The organism is Streptomyces sp. NPDC102514, from assembly GCF_055584525.1.
The window spans coordinates 144,515-169,376 of record NZ_JBVJLW010000002.1 but is presented as its reverse complement, the minus strand read 5'-3'; the positions used below and the strand labels follow the sequence as shown (position 1 = coordinate 169,376).

Annotated in this window: 8 protein-coding genes; 3 read left to right on the top strand and 5 right to left on the bottom strand. The window is 72.3% G+C overall.

The features are described 5' to 3' along the window. Positions 1-38 precede the first annotated feature (38 nt). From ACZ60E_RS05845 to ACZ60E_RS05835, 3 genes are read left to right on the top strand one after another with little or no spacing between them, the layout of a single operon-like run. Positions 39-14,198, top strand: a complete 14,160-nt coding sequence (locus tag ACZ60E_RS05845; protein WP_469438567.1) for a type I polyketide synthase — start codon at positions 39-41, stop codon at positions 14,196-14,198. A gap of 1 nt (position 14,199) precedes the next feature. Beyond that, positions 14,200-17,322 carry a type I polyketide synthase gene (locus tag ACZ60E_RS05840; protein WP_469438564.1) on the top strand — a complete coding sequence of 1,041 codons (3,123 nt, stop codon included), beginning with the start codon at positions 14,200-14,202 and terminating at the stop codon, positions 17,320-17,322. 52 nt (positions 17,323-17,374) lie between these two features. Continuing rightward, a complete protein-coding gene (locus tag ACZ60E_RS05835) occupies positions 17,375-20,611 on the top strand; it encodes an amino acid adenylation domain-containing protein (RefSeq protein WP_469438562.1) in 3,237 nt (1,078 codons plus the stop codon). Here ACZ60E_RS05835 and ACZ60E_RS05830 read toward each other — a convergent pair. From ACZ60E_RS05830 to ACZ60E_RS05810, 5 genes are all read right to left on the bottom strand, one after another. After that, positions 20,608-21,054, bottom strand: a complete 447-nt coding sequence (locus ACZ60E_RS05830) for a thioesterase II family protein (RefSeq protein WP_469438560.1) — start codon at positions 21,052-21,054, stop codon at positions 20,608-20,610. The two genes, ACZ60E_RS05835 and ACZ60E_RS05830, sit on opposite strands and share 4 nt — an antisense overlap. Further along, entirely contained in the window at positions 20,949-21,962 is a 1,014-nt protein-coding gene (locus ACZ60E_RS05825; protein ID WP_469438557.1) for a pyridoxal-phosphate dependent enzyme, read from the bottom strand. Before ACZ60E_RS05825 ends, ACZ60E_RS05830 begins: the two co-directional genes overlap by 106 nt. A 181-nt stretch (positions 21,963-22,143) precedes the next feature. Then, the gene (locus tag ACZ60E_RS05820; protein WP_267030159.1) at positions 22,144-22,962 is read right to left on the bottom strand and encodes an ABC transporter permease; all 819 of its coding nucleotides are present in this window, start codon (positions 22,960-22,962) and stop codon (positions 22,144-22,146) included. After that, on the bottom strand, positions 22,959-23,951 hold the full coding sequence (locus tag ACZ60E_RS05815; RefSeq protein ID WP_384804026.1) for an ATP-binding cassette domain-containing protein: 993 nt from the start codon (positions 23,949-23,951) through the stop codon (positions 22,959-22,961). Before ACZ60E_RS05815 ends, ACZ60E_RS05820 begins: the two co-directional genes overlap by 4 nt. 61 nt (positions 23,952-24,012) lie before the next feature. Then, positions 24,013-24,855: a DUF4097 family beta strand repeat-containing protein gene (locus tag ACZ60E_RS05810; RefSeq protein ID WP_384804029.1), complete on the bottom strand. Its 843-nt coding sequence runs from the start codon at positions 24,853-24,855 to the stop codon at positions 24,013-24,015. Positions 24,856-24,862 lie beyond the last annotated feature (7 nt).

The following is a 24,862-nucleotide window of genomic DNA, read 5'->3' as shown; positions in this document are numbered from 1 at the left end:
CTGTCTGTTCTTCTCAGCAACTGTTGGGGGAGGTCCTGGTGAAGGACGTCGACAACTTCCGGTCCCGCGCGCCACGCGCCGACGACGACGCGCCGACGCCGCGCGAAGCGGAGCACGAGGCGGCGGAGACCGCTCGCGAGCCCATCGCCGTCGTGGGTGTGTCATGCCGCTTGCCCGAAGCCCCGGACCCCCGCGCCTTCTGGGCCCTGCTGCGCGACGGCAGGAGCGGCATCACCGACGTGCCGGCCGACCGCTGGGACGCGCACCGGCTGCTCGACGAGGACGTCACGGCCCCCGGCAGGATCACCACCGCACGCGGTGGCTACCTGGACGACATCGCGGGATTCGACGCCGACTTCTTCGGCGTCGCCCCCAACGAGGCCGCGATGATGGATCCTCAGCAGCGGCTGACGCTGGAACTCGGGTGGGAGGCGCTGGAGGACGCCGGCATCGTCCCCGAAGACCTCGCGGGGACACGGACCGGCGTCTTCGTGGGAACCATCTGGGACGACTACGCCATCCGGCTCTACAAGCATGGAACCCGGCGCATCAACCGCCACTCCATGACCGGGCTGCACCGCAGCATCATCGCCAACCGCCTCTCCTACACGCTCGACCTCAACGGTCCCAGCCTCGCCGTCGACACGGCCCAGTCCTCGTCTCTGGTGGCCGTGCACCTGGCCGCGGAGAGCCTGCGCGCCGGGGAGTGCACGCTGGCGCTCGCGGGCGGCGTGAACCTCGCGATCACCCCGGAGAGCACGATCGGCTCGACCAAATTCGGCGGCCTGTCACCGGACGGACTGTGCAGGACCTTCGACGCCCGGGCCAACGGCTACGTCCGCGGCGAAGGCGGCGCCTACCTGGCCCTGAAGACGCTGTCCCGGGCGGTGATGGACGGCGACCGGGTCTACTGCGTCATCGAGGGCAGCGCCGTCAACAACGACGGCTCCACGCCCGGCCTCACCGTACCCAGCGCACGGGCCCAGGAAGAGGTCGTCCGCCGCGCGCACGCGCGCGCCTCCACCCGCCCGGGGGACGTCCAGTACGTCGAGCTGCACGGCACCGGCACCCCCGTGGGCGACCCCATCGAGGCGGCTGCCCTCGGCGCCGCCCTCGGCACCGGCCGCTCCGCCGGCTCCCCGCTGCACGTGGGGTCCGCGAAGACCAACGTCGGCCACCTGGAGGGCGCGGCCGGGGTGGTCGGCCTGCTGAAGACGGTCCTCAGCATCTGGCACCGCGAGCTGCCACCCAGCCTCAACTTCGAGACGCCGAACCCCGACATCCCCTTCGACGACCTCAGACTGCGCGTCCAGCAGGACCTCACCGCCTGGCCCCGACCCGACCGTCCCTTGATCGCCGGCACCAGCTCCTTCGGCATGGGCGGCACCAACTGTCATGTCGTCCTGCGCGAGTGGACGCGGGATGAGGGTGTCCCGGATGTGGGTGTTCCGGGACCGGTGGTGGTGGGGGAGGGGGCGTTGCCGTGGCCGGTGTCGGCGAAGTCCTCGGTGGCGTTGGCGGAGCAGGCGCGGCGGTTGCTGGAGCATTTCGACCGCACTCCCGGGGTGACACCGGCCGAGATCGGCCACGCGCTGGCGACGAATCGCTCCTTGTTTGATCACCGGGCGGTGTTGATCGGCCGTGAGCCGGGTGACTTCCGGGCGGCGTTGGGTGCGTTGTCGGTGGGTGAGCCTTCTGCGCGGGTGGTTGCTGGTGTGGCTGGGGTCCGGCCGGGTGGGACGGTGTTTGTTTTTCCGGGTCAGGGTTCGCAGTGGGTCGGTATGGGTGTGGAGTTGATGGCTGTGAGCCCGGTTTTTGCCGGGCATCTTGCGGCGTGTGCGGGGGCGTTGGAGCCGTTTACGGGTTGGAATCTTGTTGATGTCCTTCGTCGGGCCGGGGGTGCTCCTGTTCTGGAGGGCGATGGTGTTGTCCAGCCTGCGTTGTGGGCGGTGATGGTGTCGCTGGCCCGGCTGTGGGAGGACCTGGGGGTCATTCCGGATGCGGTGGTGGGGCATTCCCAGGGTGAGATCGCCGCGGCGCATATCGCGGGGGTGTTGTCGTTGGAGGATGCGGCGCGTGTGGTGGCGTTGCGTTCTCAGGCCCTGGTCGGGATCGCGGGCCGCAGTGGCATGGTTTCCCTGCCGCTTCCTGTGGCTGAGGCTTCGGAGCTGATCGCGGGGTGGCAGGGGCGGCTGGTGGTGGCCACGGTCAACGGGCCGTCGGCGACCGTGGTGGCCGGTGACATCGGCGCTGTCGAGGAGTTGTCGGCGCACTGCGTGGTCGAGGGCATCCGTGCTCGTCGCGTTCCCATCGACTACGCCTCGCACACGTCTCATGTGCATCCGTTGCGTGACCGGTTGCTTGAATTGCTGGCTCCGGTGGAGGCGCGCCAGGCCGAGGTTGCGTTCTATTCCACGGTGGATGGCCATCTTGGTGGGCCGGTGGCTGATACCACGGTGATGGGTGCGGAGTACTGGTACGACAACCTGGCCACCGCTGTCCATTTCCAGAGTGCCACGGACGCGCTGCTGGACGATGGGCACACCCTGTTCGTCGAGGTCAGCCCCCACCCGGTGCTCACCCACGCCCTCCAGGAGACCGCCGGGGACCGTACTGGCGCCGGTGAGGTCGTCGTCACCGGCACTCTGCGCCGCGACGACGACACGTGGCAGCGCGTGCTGACGTCGCTGGCCACCGTCCACACCCACGCCGCCGTCGACTGGTCGGCCTTCTTCCCCGCCACCCGGCCCACCCACCTCGACCTGCCCACCTACCCCTTCCAACGACAGCGCCACTGGATCGACCTGCCGACGGCCGGCCTCGCCGACACCGATACCGATGCCGACGCGGGCTCCGAGCCGACCGCGGACCAGCCCGAGGGCATCGCTCCCGCCGAGGCCGGTGCGTCGTCGCCTCTGCTCGACCGCCTCACCAAGGTCTCCCGGACCCAGCAGGAACAGATCCTCACCGACCGGATCCGCGCCGAGGTCGCCCTCATCACCGGACGGGTCACCCCGGAGACGGTGGACGGCGACCGCACGTTCAAGGACTTCGGGTTCGACTCCTTCGCCTCCGTCGAACTGCGTAACCGGCTCAGTGCCCTCACCGGCCTGGAGCTCCCGTCGACGCTGCTGTTCAACCACCCGACGCCCGCAGACGTCGCCCGCCATCTGCAGACCGAGCTGGTGGGTTCCGCGGAGACGGGAGACACCGCTCCCGGTGCCCGGACCCCGGCCGACGTGGACGAACCCCTCGCCATTGTGGGCATGGCCTGCCGCTACCCGGGAGACGTGCGCACCCCCGAGGACCTGTGGCGCCTGGTCAGCGATGGCGTCGACGCCATCACCGACTTCCCCGCCGACCGCAACTGGGACACCGACAAGCTTCTCGATCCCGACCCGGACCGGCTCGGCACCTCCTACGTCACCAAGGGCGGATTCCTGTCCGACGCGGCGGCGTTCGACCCCGCGTTCTTCGGGATCGGCCCGCGCGAGGCCACCGCGATGGACCCCCAGCAGAGGCTGCTCCTGGAGACCTCCTGGGAGGCGATCGAGCGGGCGGGCATCGACCCGACCACGCTGCGCGGCAGCCAGACCGGCGTCTTCGTCGGCGCGACCACTCAGGAGTACGGCCCTCACCTGCACGACGGTGTCGCCGGCTTCGACGGGTACCTGCTGACCGGCAACACCGCGAGCGTCGCCTCGGGCCGCATCGCGTACGCCCTCGGCCTGCAGGGTCCGGCCGTGACGGTGGACACCGCGTGCTCCTCCTCACTGGTATCGATGCACATGGCGGCCCAGGCGCTGCGCAACGGTGACTGCGATCTGGCGCTGGCCGGCGGCGTCGCCGTGATGGCGACCCCGGGCATGTTCGTCGAGTTCAGCCGGCAGCGCGGGCTCGCGGCGGACGGGCGGTGCAAGGCGTTCGCCGAGGCGGCGGACGGCACGGCCTGGGCGGAGGGTGTGGGCCTGCTGCTGCTGGAGCGGCTCTCCGAGGCGCGGCGCAACGGCCACCGGGTGCTGGCGGTGGTGCGCGGCTCGGCGATCAACCAGGACGGCGCGAGCAACGGCCTCACGGCCCCCAACGGGCTCTCCCAGGAGCGTGTCATCCGCTACGCCCTGGCCGGCGCCGGCCTGTCGGCGCAGGAGGTCGACGCCGTCGAGGCGCATGGGACCGGGACCGCTCTCGGTGACCCCATCGAGGCACAGGCGCTACTGGCCACGTACGGCAAGGACCGGCCCGGGGACCGGCCGCTGTGGCTGGGCTCGCTGAAGTCGAACATCGGCCACTCCCAGGCCGCGGCGGGCGTGGGCGGCGTCATCAAGATGGTCATGGCCATGCGGCACGGCACCCTGCCCCGGACCCTCCACGTGGACCGGCCGTCCTCGCACGTGGACTGGTCCGAGGGGGCGGTGGAACTCCTCACCGAAAGCCGGCCGTGGCCGGAGAGCGGCCACCCGCGACGCGCCGCCATCTCGTCGTTCGGCATCAGTGGCACCAACGCCCACCTCATCGTGGAACAGGCCCCGCAGGACGACGACGGTGGTGTGGGCGGTGGTGTTCCGGAGCCGGTGGTGGTGACGGACGGGGTGCTGCCGTGGCCGGTGTCGGCGAAGTCCTCGGTGGCGTTGGCGGAGCAGGCGCGGCGGTTGCTGGAGCATTTCGACCGCACTCCCGGGGTGACACCGGCCGAGATCGGCCACGCGCTGGCGACGAATCGCTCCTTGTTCGATCACCGGGCGGTGTTGATCGGTCGTGAGCCGGGTGACTTCCGGGCGGCGTTGGGTGCGTTGTCGGTGGGTGAGCCTTCTGCGCGGGTGGTTACCGGTGCTGCTGCGGTCCGGCCGGGTGGGACGGTGTTTGTTTTTCCGGGTCAGGGTTCGCAGTGGGTCGGTATGGGTGTGGAGTTGATGGCTGTCAGTCCGGTTTTTGCCGGGCATCTTGCGGCGTGTGCGGCGGCGTTGGAGCCGTTCACCGGCTGGAACCTGGTTGATGTTCTTCGTGGGGTGGAGGGTGCTCCTGTTCTGGAGGGTGATGGTGTTGTGCAGCCTGCGTTGTGGGCGGTGATGGTGTCGCTGGCCCGGCTGTGGGAGGACCTGGGGGTCATTCCGGATGCGGTGGTGGGTCATTCCCAGGGTGAGATCGCCGCGGCGCATATCGCGGGGGTGTTGTCGTTGGAGGATGCGGCGCGTGTGGTGGCGTTGCGTTCGCGGGCTTTGGTGGGTATTGCGGGTGGGAGTGGCATGGTTTCTCTGCCGCTTCCTGTGGCTGAGGCTTCGGAGCTGATTGCGGGGTGGCGGGGGCGGTTGGTGGTGGCGACGGTCAATGGGCCGTCGGCGACGGTGGTGGCCGGTGGTGTCGGTGCTGTCGAGGAGTTGTTGGCGCATTGTGTGGTGGTGGGTGTGCGTGCTCGTCGTGTTCCTATCGACTACGCCTCGCACACGTCTTATGTGCATCCGTTGCGTGACCGGTTGCTTGAATTGCTGGCTCCGGTGGAGGCGCGCCAGGCCGAGGTTGCGTTCTATTCCACGGTGGATGGCCATCTTGGTGGGCCGGTGGCTGATACCACGGTGATGGGTGCGGAGTACTGGTACGACAATCTGGCGACGGCTGTTCATTTTCAGAGTGCTACGGACGCGTTGTTGGACGATGGGCATTCGCTGTTTGTTGAGGTCAGTCCGCATCCGGTGCTCACTCACTCTCTTCAGGAGACGGCCGGGGCGCGTGCGGGTGCGGGTGAGGTGGTGGTCACGGGCACTTTGCGTCGTGATGACGACACGTGGCAGCGGGTGTTGACGTCGCTGGCCACCGTCCACACGCATGCTGCTGTCGACTGGTCGGCCTTCTTCCCCGCCACCGGGTCCACCCACCTCGACCTGCCCACCTACCCCTTCCAACGACAGCACTACTGGATCGACCTGCCCGGCAGTGCGGCGGACGCGGCCGCGGTGGGGCAGGCGGTGCTCGCGCACCCGCTGCTCGGCGCGGCCGTGGAGCTGGCGGGGACGGACGTCACCGTGCTGACCGGCCGGGTGTCGCTGCAGACACACGGCTGGCTGGCCGACCACGCGATCTCCGACACCGTTCTGCTGCCGGGTACGGCCTTCGTCGAGATGGCGCTCCGCGCGGGGGACGAGGTGGACTGCGACCGACTTGAGGAACTCACCCTGAAGGCACCGCTCGTCCTGCCGGCCACCGGCGGCGTTCAGCTGCGCGTCGAAGCGGCCGAGCGCGACGACTCCGGCCGGCGCTCCGTGAGCGTCTACTCCCGGCCCGACGCCGAGGGGACGGCTGCGCTCTGGACCTGCCATGCCACGGGTGTCCTCCTCAGGGGCGGGCCGGCGCCTTCGCCGTGGGACGCCCGGGCGTGGCCGCCGGACGGCGCCCTTCCGATGGATCCCGACGACCTCTACCCGGCGCTGGCCGCCCTCGGCTACCAGTACGGCCCCGCGTTCCGGGGAGTGCGGAACCTGTGGAAGCGGGGTGACGAGGTGTACGCCGAGGTGGCGCTGCCCGAGGAGCGGCACCCCGAGGCGGCGGCCTTCGGCATCCACCCCGCGCTGCTCGACGCGGCCCTGCACGCCGGGCTCAGCCCGCAGGCCGGGGCCGGGCGGGAACCGGAGCCGCCGAGGCTGCCGTTCGTCTGGTCCGACGTACGTCTGTACGTGGCCGATGCCAGGAACGTGCGGGTGCGGCTCGCCCCGAACGGTCCGGACGCCCTCGTGGTGGAGCTCGCCGACACCGAGGGCGCGCCCGTCGCGTCGATCGGCTCCCTGGTCATGCGCCCCGCCGACCCCGGGAAGCTCGGCGGGGCACCGGGCGGCCACCACGACGCGCTGTTCCGCATGGAGTGGGTGAAGCGGGAGGTGCCGGCCGCAGCCGCCACACCGGCCGGCCCGTGGGCACTGGTGGGCGACGACCCGTTCGGGCTCGCCACCGTCGAGGACGCCGCGTCCGTGCGGCGGTACGCCGACCTGCCCGCGCTCGCCGACGCGTTGGAGGCGGATTCGGGGACCGTCGGCACCACCTCGGCCACGGACCCGACGTCCGACCCGAGGCCCGCGTCCGTGCTGTCCTGCCGGCCGCCCGGCGAGGACGCCGCTTCCGGCGACCCCGCCGCCGTACGGGCCGAACTGCTCAAGGCGCTGTCCCTGGTGCAGTCATGGCTCGCCGAGGAGCGGTTCGCCGACACCAGGCTCGTGGTGGTCACCCGTGGCGCGATGGCGGTCGCCGACGCGGAGCGGCCGGATCTCGCCTCCGCACCGGTGTGGGGCCTGCTGCGCACCGCGCAGACGGAGAACCCGGGCCGGTTCGTCCTCGTCGACGTCGACGAGGACGAGCGTTCGCTGCGCGCCCTGCCCGCCGCACTTGCGGACGGGGAGCCGCAGTTCGCGCTGCGCGGGGGAGAGGTCGTCGTACCCCGCCTGGTGCGGACCGGTGGCACGTCGGCCTCCCCCGGCGAGCGGCCGGCGGGACGCCCGGACGTGAGTGTGCCGGCCGGCTGGGATCCGGAGGGCACGGTGCTGATCACCGGCGGCACCGGCACCCTGGGCGGGCTCTTCGCGCGTCACCTGGTGACCGCGTACGGGGCCCGGCGGCTGCTGCTGGTCAGCCGTCGCGGGCCCGCCGCCGCGGGCGCCGCGGAACTGGTCGAGCGGTTGACCGGGCTGGGGGCGACGGCCGTGGCGGTGGCGTGCGATGTCTCCGACCCGCAGGCACTGTCCGGTCTGCTGGAGGGCATACCGGGCGAGCACCCGCTGACCGCGGTCGTACACACGGCGGGTGTGCTGGACGACGGCCTGGTCTCCACGCTGACGCCCGAGCAGTTGGAAGCGGTACTGCGGCCCAAGGCGGACGCGGCATGGCACCTGCACCGGCTCACCCAGGGGCAGAACCTGGCGGCGTTCGTGCTGTTCTCCTCGGTGATGGGCGCGCTCGGCGGCGCCGGACAGGGCAACTACGCGGCCGCGAACGTCTACCTCGACGCCCTGGCCGTCCACCGCCGGGCACAGGGACTCGCGGCCACGTCCCTGGCCTGGGGCCTCTGGGACGAGCGCGGCCAGCTGACGGCGGATCTCAGCCGGGCGGACCTGGCCCGCATGGCCCGCATGGGGCTGCTGCCCCTGCGGTCCGACGAGGGACTCGCCCTGTTCGACGCGGCGAGCGTCCGGGACGAGCCGACGCTCGTCCCGGCACGCCTCGACACCGAGCGGCTCGCCCGGGCCGGCACCGGTGCGCTGCCCGCGGTCCTCGGCTCTCTGGTGCGTCCCCGTCCCGCACGGCGCGCCGCCGCGGCCGGTTCCTTCGGCGCCGTCGGAGGGCGGCGGTTCACCGGGGGCGCCGACGCCGAGCGCGAACTCATGGAGGCGGTACGCGCCCACACCGCGACCGTCCTCGGGCACGCGACACCGGAGGCGGTGCGGGCGGACAGCAGGTTCAAGGACATCGGCTTCGACTCGCTGGCCTCGGTGGAGTTGCGCAACCGCTTGAGCAAGGCCTTCGGTGTGCGCCTGTCGGCGACAGCGGTCTTCGACCATCCGACACCGGCCGCGATGGTGCGGCACCTGCGCGGTGAACTGCTCGGGGAGACCCCGCCGGCCGCCCGCCCCGTGGCCGCGTCCGCCGCGCTGGACGAGCCCGTGGCCGTCGTGGGCATGAGCTGCCGCCTTCCCGGCGGCGTGGCGTCCCCCGAGGACCTGTGGGAGCTGGTGAGGTCCGGCGGTCACGGGATCTCGGGCCTGCCGACAGACCGCGGCTGGGACCTTGAGGGGCTCTACGACCCCGACCCCGACCAGCGGGGCAAGAGCTACGTCCGCGAGGGCGGCTTCCTCTACGACGCGGGCGAGTTCGACGCCGACTTCTTCGGCATCGCGCCCCGCGAGGCGCTTGCCATGGACCCGCAGCAGCGGCTGCTGCTGGAGGTCGCCTGGGAGGCGTTCGAGCGGGCGGGCATCCGCCCGGAATCGGTGCACGGCAGCCGGACGGGCGTCTTCGTCGGTGCCATGCCCCAGGAGTACGGCTCTCTGCTGCACGAGGCCACGGACGGGCTCGACGGCCTCATGCTGACCGGCAAGACGACCAGCGTGCTCTCCGGCAGGCTCGCCTACTTCCTCGGCCTGGAGGGCCCAGCGCTCACCATCGACACGGCGTGCTCGTCCTCCCTGGTGGCGCTGCACCAGGCGGCACACGCGCTGCGTCAGGGGGAGTGCACCCTCGCGGTGGCCGGCGGTGTGGCGGTGATGTCCACCCCGGGCGTGCTCACCGAGTTCAGCCGGCAGCGCGGGCTGGCGCCCGACGGGCACATCAAGTCCTTCGCGGCTGCCGCGGACGGCACGGGCTGGAGCGAGGGCGTCGGAATCCTGCTGCTGGAGCGGCTCTCCGACGCACGGCGCAACGGCCACCGGGTGCTGGCGGTGGTACGCGGCTCGGCGGTCAACCAGGACGGCGCGAGCAACGGCCTGACCGCACCCAACGGGCCGTCCCAGGAGCGCGTCATCCGCCAGGCCCTCGCCAACGGCCGGCTGACCCCGCAGGACGTCGACGTGGTCGAGGCGCACGGCACGGGCACCAGACTGGGCGACCCGATCGAGGCGCAGGCCCTGATCGCCACCTACGGCCGGAGCCGGCCCGAGGACCGGCCGCTGTGGCTGGGCTCGCTGAAGTCGAACATCGGCCACAGCATGGCGGCCGCCGGCGTCTCCGGTGTGATCAAGATGGTGATGGCCCTGCGGCACGGGGTGCTGCCCCGCACACTGAACGTGGACGAGCCGACCCCGCACGTCGACTGGAGCGCGGGAGCGGTGGAACTGCTCACCGAGGAACGACCCTGGCCCGACACCGGACGACCGCGGCGCGCGGGGGTCTCCTCGTTCGGTATCAGCGGCACCAACGCCCACCTCATCGTGGAACAGGCCCCGCAGGACGACGACGGCGATGGTGCGGACGGGGGCGTCCCGGCCGACGGCGCGCCGGAGCCGGCGGTGGTGACGGACGGGGCGCTGCCATGGCCGGTGTCGGCGAAGTCACCGGCGGCGCTGGCGGAGCAGGCGAGGCGCTTGCTGGAGCATCTCGACCGCACCCCCGGGGCGACACCGGCCGAGATCGGCCACGCGCTGGCGACGAACCGCTCCCTGTTCGAGCACCGGGCGGTGGTGATCGGCCGTGAACCGGCCGACTACCGCGCCGCGCTGGCCGCGCTGGCCGCCGGGGAGCCGTCCCGGCTGGTGGTCACGGGCACGGCGGTCGCCCAGCCGGGCCGGACGGTCTTCGTGTTCCCGGGCCAGGGCTCGCAGTGGGCCGGCATGGGCGTGGAACTGACGCGTACCTCGCCGGTGTTCGCCGCGCACCTCACCGCCTGCGCTGCGGCCCTGGAGCCGTACACCGGCTGGAACCTTCTCGACGTGCTCGACCAGGCACCGGGCGCCCCCGCCCTGGACCGGGTCGACGTCGTGCAGCCGGCGCTGTGGGCCATGATGATCTCCCTCGCCCGGCTGTGGGAGCACCTGGGCGTCACTCCCGACGCCGTGGTGGGCCATTCCCAGGGGGAGATCGCCGCCGCGCACATCGCCGGCGTGCTGTCGCTGGAGGACTCCGCGCGCATCGTGGCCCTGCGCTCCCGGGCCATCACCGACATCGCGGGTCACGGCGGCATGGTCTCCCTGCCCTTGGCCGTCGCGGACGCCGAGGAAACCATCGGCCGATGGGCGGGACGGGTGGGCGTCGCCGCGGTCAACGGGCCGTCGGCCACCGTCGTGGCCGGAGACGCCGACGCGCTGGCGGAGGTCGTCGCACACTGCGAGGACGCGGGCATCCGGGCCCGGAGGATCCCGGTGGACTACGCCTCCCACACCCCGCACGTCGAGGCGCTCCACGACCGGCTCCTGGGCCTGCTGGCTCCGGTGCGCCCGCGCCGGGCCGAGGTGGCGTTCTACCCGACGGTGGGCGACCATGCCGGGGGCGCGATGAGCGACACGACGGCGATGGGCGCGGCGTACTGGTACGAGAATCTGCGGACCACGGTGGCCTTCGAGGCGACCACGCGGGCCCTGCTGGACGACGGGCACACCCTGTTCGTCGAGGTCAGCCCCCACCCGGTGCTCACCCACCCCCTTCAGGAGACCGTCGAGAACCACACCAAGGCGGAGGTCGCCGTCACCGGCACCCTGCGCCGCGACGACGACACCTGGCAGCGCGTGCTGACCTCGCTGGCCACCGTCCACACCCACGCCACGTCCGACTGGTCGCGTTTCTACCCGGCCACCCTGCCCACCCACCACGACCTGCCGACCTACCCCTTCCAACGGCAGCACTACTGGAGCCGGCAGACCACGGGCAGTGCCGATCCCCGCGCCCTGGGCCTGCACACCGCCGGCCACGGGCTGCTCGGTGCCGCGGTCGCCCTCGCGGACGGCGACCGCCACGTCTTCACCGGGCACCTGTCGCTGCGGGGCCACCCCTGGCTGGCCGACCACGCCGTCCACGGCACGCCCCTGCTGCCCGGCACCGCCTTCGTCGAACTGGCCCTGCACGCCGGGCGGGCCACCGACACCGCGGACCTGGAGGACCTCACCCTCGAAGCGCCCCTCACCCTCCCGGCCACCGGCGGCCTCCAGCTGCAGGTGCACGTGGAGGCGGCCGACGACCACGGTCGCCGAGGTCTCACCATCCACTCCCGGCCCGACGACGCCACACCCCACCGGTCCTGGACCCGCCACGCCACCGGCACCCTCGCCCCGCAGCCGCCCGCCGCGCCCGACCCGGCCGCATGGGCGGACCTGGCGGCCTGGCCGCCGGCCGGCGCCACCGCCGTACCGACCGACACCCTCTACGACCGTCTCACCGACCGCGGCTACCAGTACGGCACCGCCTTCCAGGGCCTGACGGCCCTCTGGCGCCGCGACGACACCCTGTACGCCGAGGTCGCCCTCCCCGCGGACGACACCCCCGGTGCCGGCCACTACGGCATCCATCCCGCGCTCTTCGACGCCGCGCTCCACCCGATCATCGGCACCGGCCCCCAGCAGGACCCGGAGCAGGTCCTCCTGCCGTTCGCCTGGTCGCACGTCCGCCTGCACGCCGTGGGCGCCCGGGCGCTGCGCGTGCGGATCGCCCCCGCCGACGCGGGGACGCTGCAGATCAGCCTGGCCGATCCCGCCGGGCAGCCGGTCGCCGAAGCGGCGTCGCTGGCCATGCGGCCCATCAGCACCGGGCAGTTGGCCAAGGCCGTCACGGCGGGAGGGGAGAGCCACCTGTTCCGCCTGGCGTGGACTCCCGCGGCCGTCCAGGAGACACGGACCACCGACCGCGTGGCGTTCCTGGGCGCCGCCCTTCCCGAGGCCCTGGCCGCCTCGCTGCCCGGTGGGGCCGCGGCCGACTGCCATGAGGGGCCGGCGTCGCTGGCGGCGGAGAGCACCGATCCCCTTCCCGACGTGGTCATCGCCACCGGCCTCCTGGGGCGCTCCGGTGCGGACGGTGACGTCCCCCGCTCCGCCCGAGAGGCCGTCCAGTACGCCGTCGACCTGATCCAGGCGTGGCTGGCCGAGGAGCGCCTGGCCGACAGCCGGCTCGTGTTCGTCACCAGGCGAGCCGTCGCCGTCCGACCCGGCACCGACTCGCCCGAGCCGGCGGACGCCGCCGTCTGGGGACTGATCCGCACCGCCGAGACCGAGAACCCCGGCCGCTTCACCGTGATCGACCTGGCCGACGAGCACGCCGTCCCCGCCGAGTCCTTCCGCGCGGCGCTGGCGAGCGGCGAGCCGCAGGTGGCCCTGTGCGCCGACGACCCGCAGGTGTATGTCCCCCGGCTCGTGCGGGAGACCCCGCCGGCCACGGAGGCGGACACCATGCCGGAGCCCGCCGCGGGCGGCACGGTCCTCATCACCGGTGGCACGGGCACCCTCGGCGCGCTGTTCGCCCGCCGCTATGCCTCGGCCGGGCGGGCCGGACATCTGCTGCTGGCCGGCCGGCGCGGTCCGGACGCACCGGGCGCGCCCGAACTCGCCGCGGAACTCACCGAGATGGGGGTGAAGGTCACCGTCGCCGCCTGCGACACCGCCGACCGCGACGCCCTGGCCGCGCTCCTGGCGACCATCCCCGGGGAACACCCGCTGACCGCCGTCGTACACACCGCCGGGCTCCTCGACGACGGCACCGTCACCTCCCTGACGGCGGAGCGGATCGAGCGCGTGTTCCGCCCCAAGGCCGACACCGCCTGGCACCTGCACGAGCTGACCCGCGGCACGGACCTCGCCGAATTCGTCCTCTTCTCCTCCGCGGCGGGCGTCCTGGGCACGCCGGGCCAGGGCAACTACGCCGCGGCCAACGTCTTCCTGGACGCACTGGCCGAACACCGCCGGGCCGCCGGGCTGCCCGCCACCTCCCTGGCCTGGGGACTGTGGTCGGACAGCAGCGGCATGACCGGCCACCTGGACGACGTCGACCTGAGCCGGATGGCCCGCCTCGGCATCAAGCCCCTCACGGCGGCCGAAGGGATGGCGCTGTTCGAGACGGCCCGGGCCACGGACGCCGCCTGTCTGGTCCCGGCCAGGATCGTCCCCGCCCTGCTCCGGCCCCACCTGGAGACCGGCACTCTGCCCGCCGTCCTCCGGGGCCTGGTGCGCACCGGCGTCCGCAGAGCTGCCGCGGCCACCGCGACCGGTGCCACCCCACTCCGCGATCGCCTGGCCCGCCTGTCGCCCGAGGAGGCCGAGGACACCCTCGCCACCCTCGTCCGCACCGACATCGCGCTGGTCCTGGGCCACAGCACGCCCGACACCGTCCACCTCGACAAGGCGTTCAAGGACATCGGCCTCGACTCGCTGACCGCGGTCGAACTGCGCAACCGGCTGGCGTCGTCGACCGGACTGCGGCTGGCCCCCACGCTCGTCTTCAGCTACCCGACCCCCCGTGAACTGGGACGGCACCTGCTCGGCCTGCTGCGCACGGCGGGGGACGACGGCCCGGCCGGGGACGCGGAGATCCGGCAGGTGCTGCGGACCGTCCCGATCGAGAAACTCCGCAGCGCCGGCGTCCTGGACCTGGTCCTGGCGCTCGCCGACCCGCCCGCGCCGACCACCGCCGGCCAAGAGCAGGACACCCGTACGGCGGACCCCGGCACGGCGGACACCGGCACCGACGTACTGGCCGCCCTGGACCTGGACGCACTCGTGGACCTGGCCCTGGACGAGAGGGGTAACTGACATGGACAACTCCGCGGAGCGCGCGGCGGAGGGCGGGGACCGGGTCCAACGGGCCCTCCGCGCGCTGCTGGAGGAACGCGACCGCCTGCGGCGGGAGAACGAGGCACTCAATGCCGGCCGCGGCGAGCCGATCGCCGTGGTCGCCATGGCGTGCCGCTACCCGGGAGGCGTGGCCACGCCAGAGGCACTGTGGGACGTCGTCCGCGACGGCAGGGACGTGGTGGACGAGTTCCCGCAGGACCGGGGATGGCCGGACCTGTACGACCCGGACCCCGACACGCTCGGCAGCTCGTACGTGCGGCACGGAGGATTCCTGACGGACGCCGCCGCCTTCGACGCGGGGTTCTTCGGCATCAGCCCCAAGGAGGCACTGGCGATCGACCCCCAGCAGCGCCTGCTCCTTGAGACGTCGTGGGAGGCCTTCGAACGGGCGGGCATCGTCCCCGCCGACGTACGCGGCGCCGAAATCGGTGTCTTCTCCGGAGTGAGCGCCCCCGAGTACGGCATGCGCTTCCTGGAGGCCGGCGCCAACGAGCTGGAGGGCTACCTGCTGCAAGGCAGCGCCCTGAGCGTGGCCTCCGGCCGCGTGGCCTACCAGCTCGGCCTGACGGGCCCGGCGATGACCGTGGACACGGCGTGCTCGTCGTCGCTGGTGGCCGTTCATCTGGCGATGCAGTCGCTGCGCTCGGGTGAGTGCTCGCTCGCCCTGGCGGGCGGGGCGGCGGTGATGGCGACGCCCGCGCTCTTCGTGGAGTTCTCCCGGCAGCGCGGCCTGTCGCCCGACGGCCGGTGCCGGTCCTTCGCGGACGAGGCGGACGGGACCGGCTGGTCCGAAGGGGTGGGGGTGCTGCTGCTGGAGCGGCTCTCCGACGCCCGCCGCAACGGCCATCCGGTACTGGCCGTCCTGCGCGGCTCCGCCGTCAACCAGGACGGGGCCAGCAACGGGCTGACCGCTCCCAACGGCCTCGCCCAGGAGAAGGTGATCCGCAAGGCGCTGGCCAACGCGGGACTGCGGGCCTCCGAGGTGGACCTGATCGAGGCCCATGGCACCGGGACCACGCTGGGCGACCCCATCGAGGCGGGCGCCCTGCTGGCGACCTACGGGCAGGGGCGTGCCGGGGGCAGGCCGCTGTGGCTGGGGTCCCTGAAGTCGAACATCGGTCACTCCATGGCCGCCGCCGGGGTGGGCGGGATCATCAAGGCCGTGTTGGCCGTGCGGCATCGGCAGCTCCCGAAGACACTGCACGTGCAGACGCCCTCACAGCACGTTGACTGGTCCTCCGGTGCGGTCGAACTGTTGCTGGAGGGGCGGGAGTGGACCCGCGCGGACGGTCCGCGGCGGGCCGGTGTGTCGTCGTTCGGGGTCAGCGGCACCAACGCGCACGTTGTCCTGGAAGAGGCCCAGGAACAGGAACAGGAACAGGAACAGGAACAAAGGCAAGGGGGTGTCGTCGGCGGCCTCGTGCCGTGGGTGCTGTCCGGCAGGACCGCGGGGGCCGTGGAGCGGCAGGCACGCAAGCTGCGCGACTTCGCCGCCGCCGACGAGGACCTCGATGTCACCGACGCCGCCTGGTCGTTGGTGACCGGCCGGACCCGCTTCGACCACCGCGCGGTGGTCCTGGGCCGGAACCGGGAGGAGCTGCTGAGCGGCGTGACGTCGCTCGCCGACGGCCAGGAGTCCGCCGTGGTCGTGCGCGGCACGGCCGCGGAACGCGGTGGGACGGTCTTCGTGTTCCCCGGACAGGGGTCGCAGTGGGCCGGCATGGGGCGTCAGCTGTACGACACCTTCCCCGTCTTCGCGCGCAGCCTCGACGCGTGCGCGGACGCTCTGGCCGAGTGGGTCGACTGGTCGCTGCTCGACGTGGTGCGCGGGGCCCCCGGGGCACCGACGCTGGACCGGGTGGACGTGGTTCAGCCGGCCCTGTTCTCCGTGATGGTGTCCACGGCCGCCCTGTGGCGTTCCTGGGGCGTGGAACCGGCCGCGGTGGTGGGGCACAGCCAGGGCGAGATAGCCGCCGCCCACGTGTGCGGCGCCCTGTCCCTGCGCGACGCCACCCGAGTCGTGGCGCTGCGCAGCAAGGCCCTGGTGGATCTGATCGGTCATGGCGGGATGGCGTCGGTCGCCCAGCCGGCGGACCGGGTGGAGGACCTCCTCGCGCCGTGGCGGGACCGGGTCGGAATCGCCGTCGTCAACGGCCCCCGCTCCGTGGTGGTGTCCGGGGAACCGGACGCGCTCGACGAGTTCGTCGAGAAGATGACCGCCGAAGGCGTGCAGGCCAAGCGGATCAAGGTCGACTACGCCTCCCATTCCCCCCATGTGACCCGGGTCCGCGACCGCGTGATCGACGCGCTGTCCGACGTGAGCCCGGCCACCTCGGCCCTGCCCTTCTGCTCGACCCTGTACGGCGAGATCACCGACACCGCGGCGCTGAACGGTGACTACTGGTACACCAACCTGCGCGAGAAGGTGCTCTTCGAACCCTCCGTCCGGCGGCTGGCAGGCGACGGTTTCCGGGTGTTCGTCGAGATGAGCCCGCACCCCGTGCTCACCGGCCCCGTGCAGGAGATCGTCGAAGATCTGGACGACGCGGTGGTCCTGTCCTCGGCACGACGCGACCGCGGCGAGGCGGAGGCCGTGCTCGGCTCACTGGCCCGGTTCCACTCCGAGGGCGGGACCGTGAACTGGGACGCCCTGCTCGGGACCCGCAAGAGGGTGGACCTGCCGACGTACGCCTTCCAGCGGCAGCGCCACTGGCTGAACTCCTCGCCCGCCGGGGTGAGGGCGCAGGTGCCCGTGCTGCACACGCCCGCGGTGGACGACGAGCCCGTCGCCCTGCGGGACCGGCTGGCCGCGCTTTCCGACGACGAGGCGACGGCACTCGTCCTGGATCACGTCCTCACCCGGGTCGCGGTCGTGCTCGGGCACGCCTCCGGCGAAGCCGTCGACCCCGACCAGGAGTTCAAGGACATCGGCTTCGACTCACTGCTCTCGGTACAGCTGAGCAAGGGCCTGGCCGCGTCGACCGGGCTCAAGCTGAGGGCGGGCCTGGTCCTGCGACACCCGACCCCCAGACGGGTCGCCGGGCATCTCATGACGTCGATGACCGGTCGTGACCGGCGGTGAACCCCACGGCGTGCACGGGACGCCTCCGGTTCCCGGCCGCTCTGCTGAAAGGATGATCTCTGTGCGTTCGTTCGGTGCGTCGTCTGCGCACAAAGGGTTGTGGCGGGCGCAGGAAATGTTTCCCGACACCCTCAACCATGCACTGACCATGTGGAACGTGGCCGGCGACCTGGACGTGTCGGTCATGGAGTCCGCGTTCCTGCACGTGATGGGCGAGGCGGAGGTGCTGCGCGTCACCTTCGTCGATGACGGCGGCGGACTGCGCCTGGTACCCCGCGAGTTGGGGGACTGGCGGCCTTTCCATCTGGACGTCAGCGCCGAGGGCGACCCCGAGACGGCGGCGCGCCGAGCGCTCGCCGACATGGTGCGCCGGCCGTTCGACCTGGAGCGGGACCTGCTGTTCCGGCTGGGTGTGGTGAAGCTCGCGGCGGCCCGCTCGGTAGTGGTGATCATCTACCACCACCTGGTGTCGGACGGCTACGGAGCGGCCGGCCTGCTGTCGCGGCGCCTGGCAGAGGTGTACACCGCGCTGTCACGGGGCGAGGACGTACCCGAACCGCCGCACCCGTGGGACGCCGAGTCGTTCGCGGCCGACGCGGCGGAGTACCAGGCCTCCGACCGGTTCACCGAGGACATGGCGTTCTGGCGCGGCTACCTGGCCGACCCTCCCGCGCCCGCGCAGCTGCCACGGATCCCCCTCTCCGACGCGACGCGCTCCGCGCTCGACGAACCGGCCTGCAGTGCCGACCGGTGGGGGGAACTGACCGAACCCATCGGCATGGTGAGCCGGACACTGACCGTCCCGCGCGCCGACGCGGGCGCGTGGACCGAGGCCGCGAAGTCCCTGGGCGTGTGGATGTCGTCGATGCTCACCGCGGCCACGGCGGTCTACCTCAGGCACCGCTGCGACCGCCCGGAGTTCCTGCTCTCCCTGGCCGTGGCCAACCGGCTCGGTGCGGCCGGCCGGACACCCGGCCTGGCGGTGAACGTCGTGCCGGTGCGGGTGAGGGTGCCCCTCGGCGCGACCTTCACCGAGATCGCCGAGACCATCGGCGACGAGACGTACGACATCTTCGACCACGCCGCCTGCCACTACTCGGAGATCCAGCGCGCGAGCGGCACCGTCCTGAACGACCGCGGCAGTTTCGGTGCCGTCGTCAACGTCGTCGAGTTCACCGAACACCTCAGCTTCGCCGACTGCCCGGCCCACTTCCTCGGCGGGACGACCGGGACGTTCGAGGAACTGGCGATCGGCGTCTACACCGACGGGAGGGCCGACAGCGACCTGTTCATCCGGCTCGACGCCCCCGCGGCCCTGTACTCCCGCGCGGAACTGCGCTTCATCGGCGAGGAGCTGATCGCGTACGTCCACGCTCTGGTGGCCTCCGAAGGGCGTCTGCCGGTCGGTGCGCTCGACGTGGTCAGCGGCGACGCGCGGGACCTGGTGCTCATGGCACCGAACGACACGGCGGTGCCGTTGCCGGGACTGACGATCCCGGAGCTGTTCGCCCGGCAGCTGGAGCGGACCCCCGACGAGGTGGCACTGGTGTCCGGGGACTGGGTGATCTCGTACCGGGAACTCGACGAGCGCGCCGGCCGCCTGGCCGGCGCGCTGCGCCGGCGGCGGGTCGGACCCGAGACGGTCGTGGCGGTGGCGCTGCCCCGCTCGGTCGACCTGGCCGTAGCCCTCCTCGCCGTGGTGAAGGCGGGCGGGGCCTACCTGCCGGTCGACCCGGCGCTCCCGGCGCAGCGGATCCGGCCGGTCGTCGCCGACGCCGCGGTGCGCGTCCTGCTCACCGAGACGGCGACGGCCGGCCGGCTCTCCCACGAACTGGGCCTTCCGGCGGTGCCGCTCGACGACCTCTGGTCGGAGGCCGCCCGTGACGGCGGCGCGGCGACGCAGGTGCCGGTTCCCGTCCGTCAGGACGGCCTGCTGGCCGTGATGTACGGCTCCGAAACGGCCGGCGCGATCACGACGGTCGCCGTGACGCACCGGAACATGGAGCGGCTCGTCCTGGACCGCAACCGTCGGGCAGGTGGCAGCGGCACCGTGCTGTGGCACGCGCCGCCCACCTCGCACGCGCTTGCCCTGGACCTGTGGGTGCCGTTGCTGAACGGCGGCCGGGTGGTCGTCGCGCCAGCGGGGGAGCTGGACGCCGACGCGCTGACCGAGGCACGGGCATCACACGGGATCTCCACGGTACGGCTGCCCGTCGGCCTGTTCTCGGCCCTCGCAGCGGAACGCCCCGAGTGTCTCGCCGAGTTGCGCGAGGTATGGACGGGGGGTGACCGGGTGCCCGCGGCCACCGTGAGACGTCTGCGCGAGGCCTGCCCCCGACCGGCGATCGTCATCGGGTACGGCCCGGCGGAGTCGTCCGGGTCCGCCGTGTCCCACCGCCTGCCCGGGAACGAGCCGACACACCCGGCGGGCGTGCTCGGCCGACCGACGGACAACACGGCTCTCTACGTACTGGGACCGGGGCTGGCGCCGGTCCCCGCGGGCGTGACCGGAGAGCTGTACGTGGCCGGGCCCGGCGTTGCGCGTGGGCGTCCCGGGCAACCCGCCCGGACCGCGGAGCGTTTCGTGCCCTGCCCGTTCGGTGTGGCCGGCGGGCTCATGTACCGCACAGGGGACCGGGTGCGGTGGCGTACCGACGGCCTCCTGGAGTACGTGGGACGGGCCGGCACCCAGGTCGACGTCCGCGGTGCCCGGGTCGAGCCGGCCGAGGTCGAGGACGTGCTGGCCGAACATGCCGGTCTCGCGCAGTCCGTGGTGGCCGCAGGCAGTGACCCGTCCGGGGAGCGGCGCCTCACGGCCTACGTGGTCCCGGCCGGCGGGTGGACCGTCGACAGTGGCGAACTGCGCCGGTTCACGGCGGGGCGGCTGCCGGAGTTCATGGTCCCGTCGGGGTTCGTGACGCTGGACCGGCTGCCGCTGGGCGCCGACGGACGGGTGGACAGGGCGGCACTGCCGGACCCCACGTTCGGCGACGAGACGTACCGGGCCCCGCGCAATCACGTCGAACGGGTGCTGGCCGACGCGTTCGCCGACGTTCTCGACCTGGACCGGGTGGGCATCGACGACGACTTCTTCGACCACGGCGGCAACTCGCTGCGGGCCATCAGACTGACCGGTCTGATCAGGGCGGAGCTGTATCAGGAGGTGCCCATCCGCACGCTGTTCGCGGTGCGCACCGTCGCCGGCCTGAGCGACACCTGGAAGGACCTCACCCGATCCAGCAGGCCGACACTGCGCAGAAGGACGAAGGAAGGCGAGGTCCTGCCCTAGGAAGGGCCCCGTACGAGGAGGACGGACGCCCCCGGTCGCTGCCGCCGACCGGGGGCGTCCGCCCTGCCGTGGTACGACGGTGGACGGCTCAGCCCGCGCCGGGCACGGCTTCCCGGGCGGCGGAGAGGCCCCGGACGGTACCGGAGATGAGGTCGTTGACCTCCTGACCGTGCTCGTCGGTAGACGGGATCGGTCCCGCCGACGGCGCGCAACTCCTCGATGATGCCGTCGTCGTCACGGCGGTGCACCGTCCCGCCGCGCAGCAGGGAGGGCGGGGGACAACCGGAGGCGAGCAGCCGGGCCGGCGGGGTGCCGGTGTCGTCCTGGTAGCGGCGGGTCACCTCGTAGGCCAGGACGGAACCAGTGCTGTGGCCGAAGAAGACGAAGGCCCGGCCGTCCTCGGCACGCCGGTCCTGACGTCCCGGGTACTGGACGCAGAGCACGTCCAGGTGTGGTGAGAGAGCCTTCCGATGTCCTGGACGCGGCATCTCGGCGGCCAGGCGCAGCGCACCCTCCACCGCGGTGGGGGCGGGCTCGATGAGCAGGCGCAGCGCTTCGGCGATGCGCTCTCCTCGATCGTGAAGACCCCGGCGACGACGTCGTGGGCCAGATCGTCGGGGAGCCGGCCGATGCGGTCGGGACGCAGCCCGTCGGCGAGGGTGGGCCCGGCGTTTACGGTGACCGGCTTCCCGGCTCGCAGGCCCGCTGTCAGAGCGGGCACGGCGCTGGGCTCGGCGCCGTAGAGGTCGATGGTCCGGCCTGTGGTGGCCAGGCAGGCACCGGCCAGCGCGCTGCCGCCCCCCCCCACCGGCAGAACCACCGCGTCCAGATGACCGCCGACGATGTCCACCTGGTGCAGCAGGTCGGCGGTGGCGGTGCCCTGGCCGACCCCCACGTCCGGGTTCAGATACGGGTCGATCTCGTCGAGACCGCGGGTGCGCGTCAGTTCGTCGACCACCGTGACGCGTTCGGCCAGGGTGGTTCCCGCCTGGAGCACCTCGGCGCCGGCGGCCCGGATCCGTGCCACCTTGGCCGGCGCGGCGTCGGTGGGCAGCACCACGACGGCCGGGAGTCCGTACTGGGCGGCCGCGGGCGTCACGGCCGGCGCGTGGTTGCCGGTGGACTGCGTCACCACACCGGGGCTGCCGGCCGCCACCAGCCGTTCCACGGCGAGGAGCGCGCCACGCATCTTGAAGGAGCCGCCCCGCTGGAGGTTCTCCGCCTTCAGCCACAGCCGGGCTCCGGCCAGCTGTTCGAGTTCCTCGCTGCGCACCACGGGCGTGTCCACCAGGCGGCGCCGGGCTTCGTGTACTCCGTCGTGGCTCAGCAGCGGCGGTTGCCCGGCGACCATCACGGTGTTCGCTTTGTCGAGTCGGTCTACGTTGGCGGCGTGTCCCGGGGCAGCGCAAGCCTGTGGGGACGAGGGACGTCGTGGGCGGGTGCGCGAAGAGGGCGGCGTACTCCGACGTGGTGTCGGGGTACGCCGCCCTTCGGCGGACGAACCGGAGTGCGTGTCGCGGTGGTCGTCCCGGCTACTTCGCGGCGCGGTTGAAGACCGACTTCGACCAGAAGTAGCCGAGGGCGGTGAGGGCCAGGCACCAGGCGATCGCGATCCAGCCGTTGTGGCCGATCTCGGTGCCGAGCAGCAGGCCTCGCAGGGTCTCGATGGTCGGGGTGAACGGCTGGTACTCGGCGATCGGCCGGAACCAGCCCGGCATCGCGTCGACCGGCACGAAGGTGCTGGAGATCAGCGGGAGGAAGGCCAGCGGCAGGGCGTTGTTGCTGGCCGCCTCGATGCTCGGGCTGATCAGGCCCATGCCGACCGCGATCCAGGTGAGTGCCAGGGCGAAGAGCACCAGCAGCCCGAATGCCGCGAGCCATTCCAGTGCCGAGGCGTCCTTGGACCGGAAGCCGATGGCCACCGCGATGACACCGACGAAGAGCACGGTCGTGATCGCCTTGAGGACGCTGCCGACGACGTGACCGATGAGTACCGAGCCGCGGTGGATCGCCATGGTCCGGAAGCGGGCGATGATGCCCTGGGTCATGTCGTTGGAGACGGACACCGCGGTGCCGACCAGGGTGTTGCCGACGGTCATCAGCAACAGACCCGGCACGATGTACGCGATGTACTCGGAGCGGTCGGGACTGCCACCGCCGATGCCCGCGCTCATCACGTCCCCGAAGATGTAGACGAAGAGCAGCAGCAGCAGGATCGGGGTGAGCAGCAGGTTCAGGGTGAGGGAGGGGTAGCGCCGGGCGTGCAGCAGGTTGCGGCGCAGCATCGTCGACGAGTCGCGCACAGCGAGGGAGACGCGGCTCGGGCGGGCGGGGGCGAGGGGGGCGCTCATCGGACAGCCTCCTGGGTCTTGTCGGTGCCGCCGGTGAGGGCGAAGAAGACGTCGTCGAGGTCGGGGGTGTGCACGGTGAGTTCGTCGGCCTCGATGCCGGTGGAGTCCAGCCAGTCGAGGATGGAGCGCAGCTCGCGCTGGCTGCCGTCGCTGGGGATCTGGAGCGCGAGCGCCTCGTCGTCCCGGGTCGCCTCGCGCAGTTCGCTCACGGCGCTCTGGTAGGCGCCGGGGTCGGTGAAGCGGAGGCGGACGTGTCCGCCGGGGATGAGGCGCTTCAGCTCATCGGCGGTTCCCTGGGCGGCGATCGTGCCGTTGTTGAGGACGGCGATGCGGTCGGCGAGCTGGTCGGCCTCCTCCAGGTACTGAGTGGTGAGGAAGACGGTGACGCCGCCCGTGACGAGTTCGCGGATGATTCCCCACATGGTGTGGCGGGAGCGGGGGTCGAGGCCGGTGGTGGGCTCGTCGAGGAAGATGATGCGCGGGCTGCCGACCAGGGTCATGGCGATGTCGAGGCGTCGCTTCATGCCGCCGGAGTAGGTGATGGCGGGCTTCTTCGCCGCGTCGGTGAGGTCGAAGCGCTCCAGCAGTTCGGCGGTGACGCGGCGTCCCTCGCTCCGGGGCAGGTGGTGCAGGTCCGCCATGAGCAGCATGTTCTCCTCGCCGGTGATCAGCCCGTCGACCGCGGAGAACTGCCCGGTGACACCGATCGCGGCCCGTACGGCCTGCGATTCGGCGGCGATGTCGTGACCCGAGACCTGGGCCTGGCCGCCGTCGGCGGTGATGAGGGTGGACAGGATCTGCACGGTGGTGGTCTTGCCGGCGCCGTTCGGGCCGAGCAGGGCGAAGATCGAGCCGGCCGGGATGTGCAGGTCGATGCCGTCGAGCACGACCTTGTCGCCGTACGACTTGCGCAGCCCGATGGCGGAGACGGCGGCCGAGGAGACGGGGCCGTCGGCTTGCCTGGACGTGGGCATGACAGGAGTTGGCATGGTGTCCTCCATTCGAAGGGTGAGGTGAGGGAATGGGACGGGGTGGTCCGAGGGACGGTGGTCAGGCGGTGGCGCGCAGGACCGTGATGTTGCCGTGCTGGGTGCGGGCGAGGACCTCGACGGTGTCGTCGGTCTCCTGTGGGGCGTCGGTGGTGTCGAGCGCGTTGCGCACATGACCGGAACCCGAGCTGACGTCGAGCCAGGCGGCAGTGCCCTCGCGGATGCCGACCTCGATGGCGCCGTAGGAGGTCTCCAGCTGAACGCTGCCGCGGGCCACTTCACCGAGGCGGACGGCGCCGTTGGCGGTGGTGGCGGTGACCGAGGCCTCGGCGCGCCGGATCTCGATGTCGCCGTGGGCGCTGGTGGCCTTCAGATCGCCGGTCACCGCGCCGAGGGTCGTGGTGCCGTGTGAGTTCTTCAGGACGGCGGGGCCGTCGACGAGGCCGACGCGCAGGTTGCCGGTGTTGGTGGTGATCTCGGCTTTTCCCTCGACCCGGTCCACGCTGATCGAACCGTTCGGTGCGGTCGCCCGCAGTGGCCCGGTGGTGCCCAGGCGCACCTCACCGGCCGAGATGTTCACCCGGACCTCACCGAACAGGCCCTCGCAGACCGCCTGTACCCCGCCACCGGTGATGTCGATCTGCGAGCCCGTGGGCAGTTCGACCGTCACGTCGACGGTGCCCGTGCGGCCGAACAGGTTCGCCTTGGGCGTCTTGACGGTCAGCACCCCGCCCGCGTACGTCGCCTCCGTCTGTTTGGCGGTCCGCAGGTCCTGGTCCTTCTCGGGCTCGCGTGGCCGTACCTCGACGACCGTGTCGGTCCGGTCGGCCGCGGTGAACTGGATGGTGCCGGCCTCCAGATGCGCGACGGCGGAGATCGGCTCGGGGGTGTCGAAAGAAGGCATGGTCGTC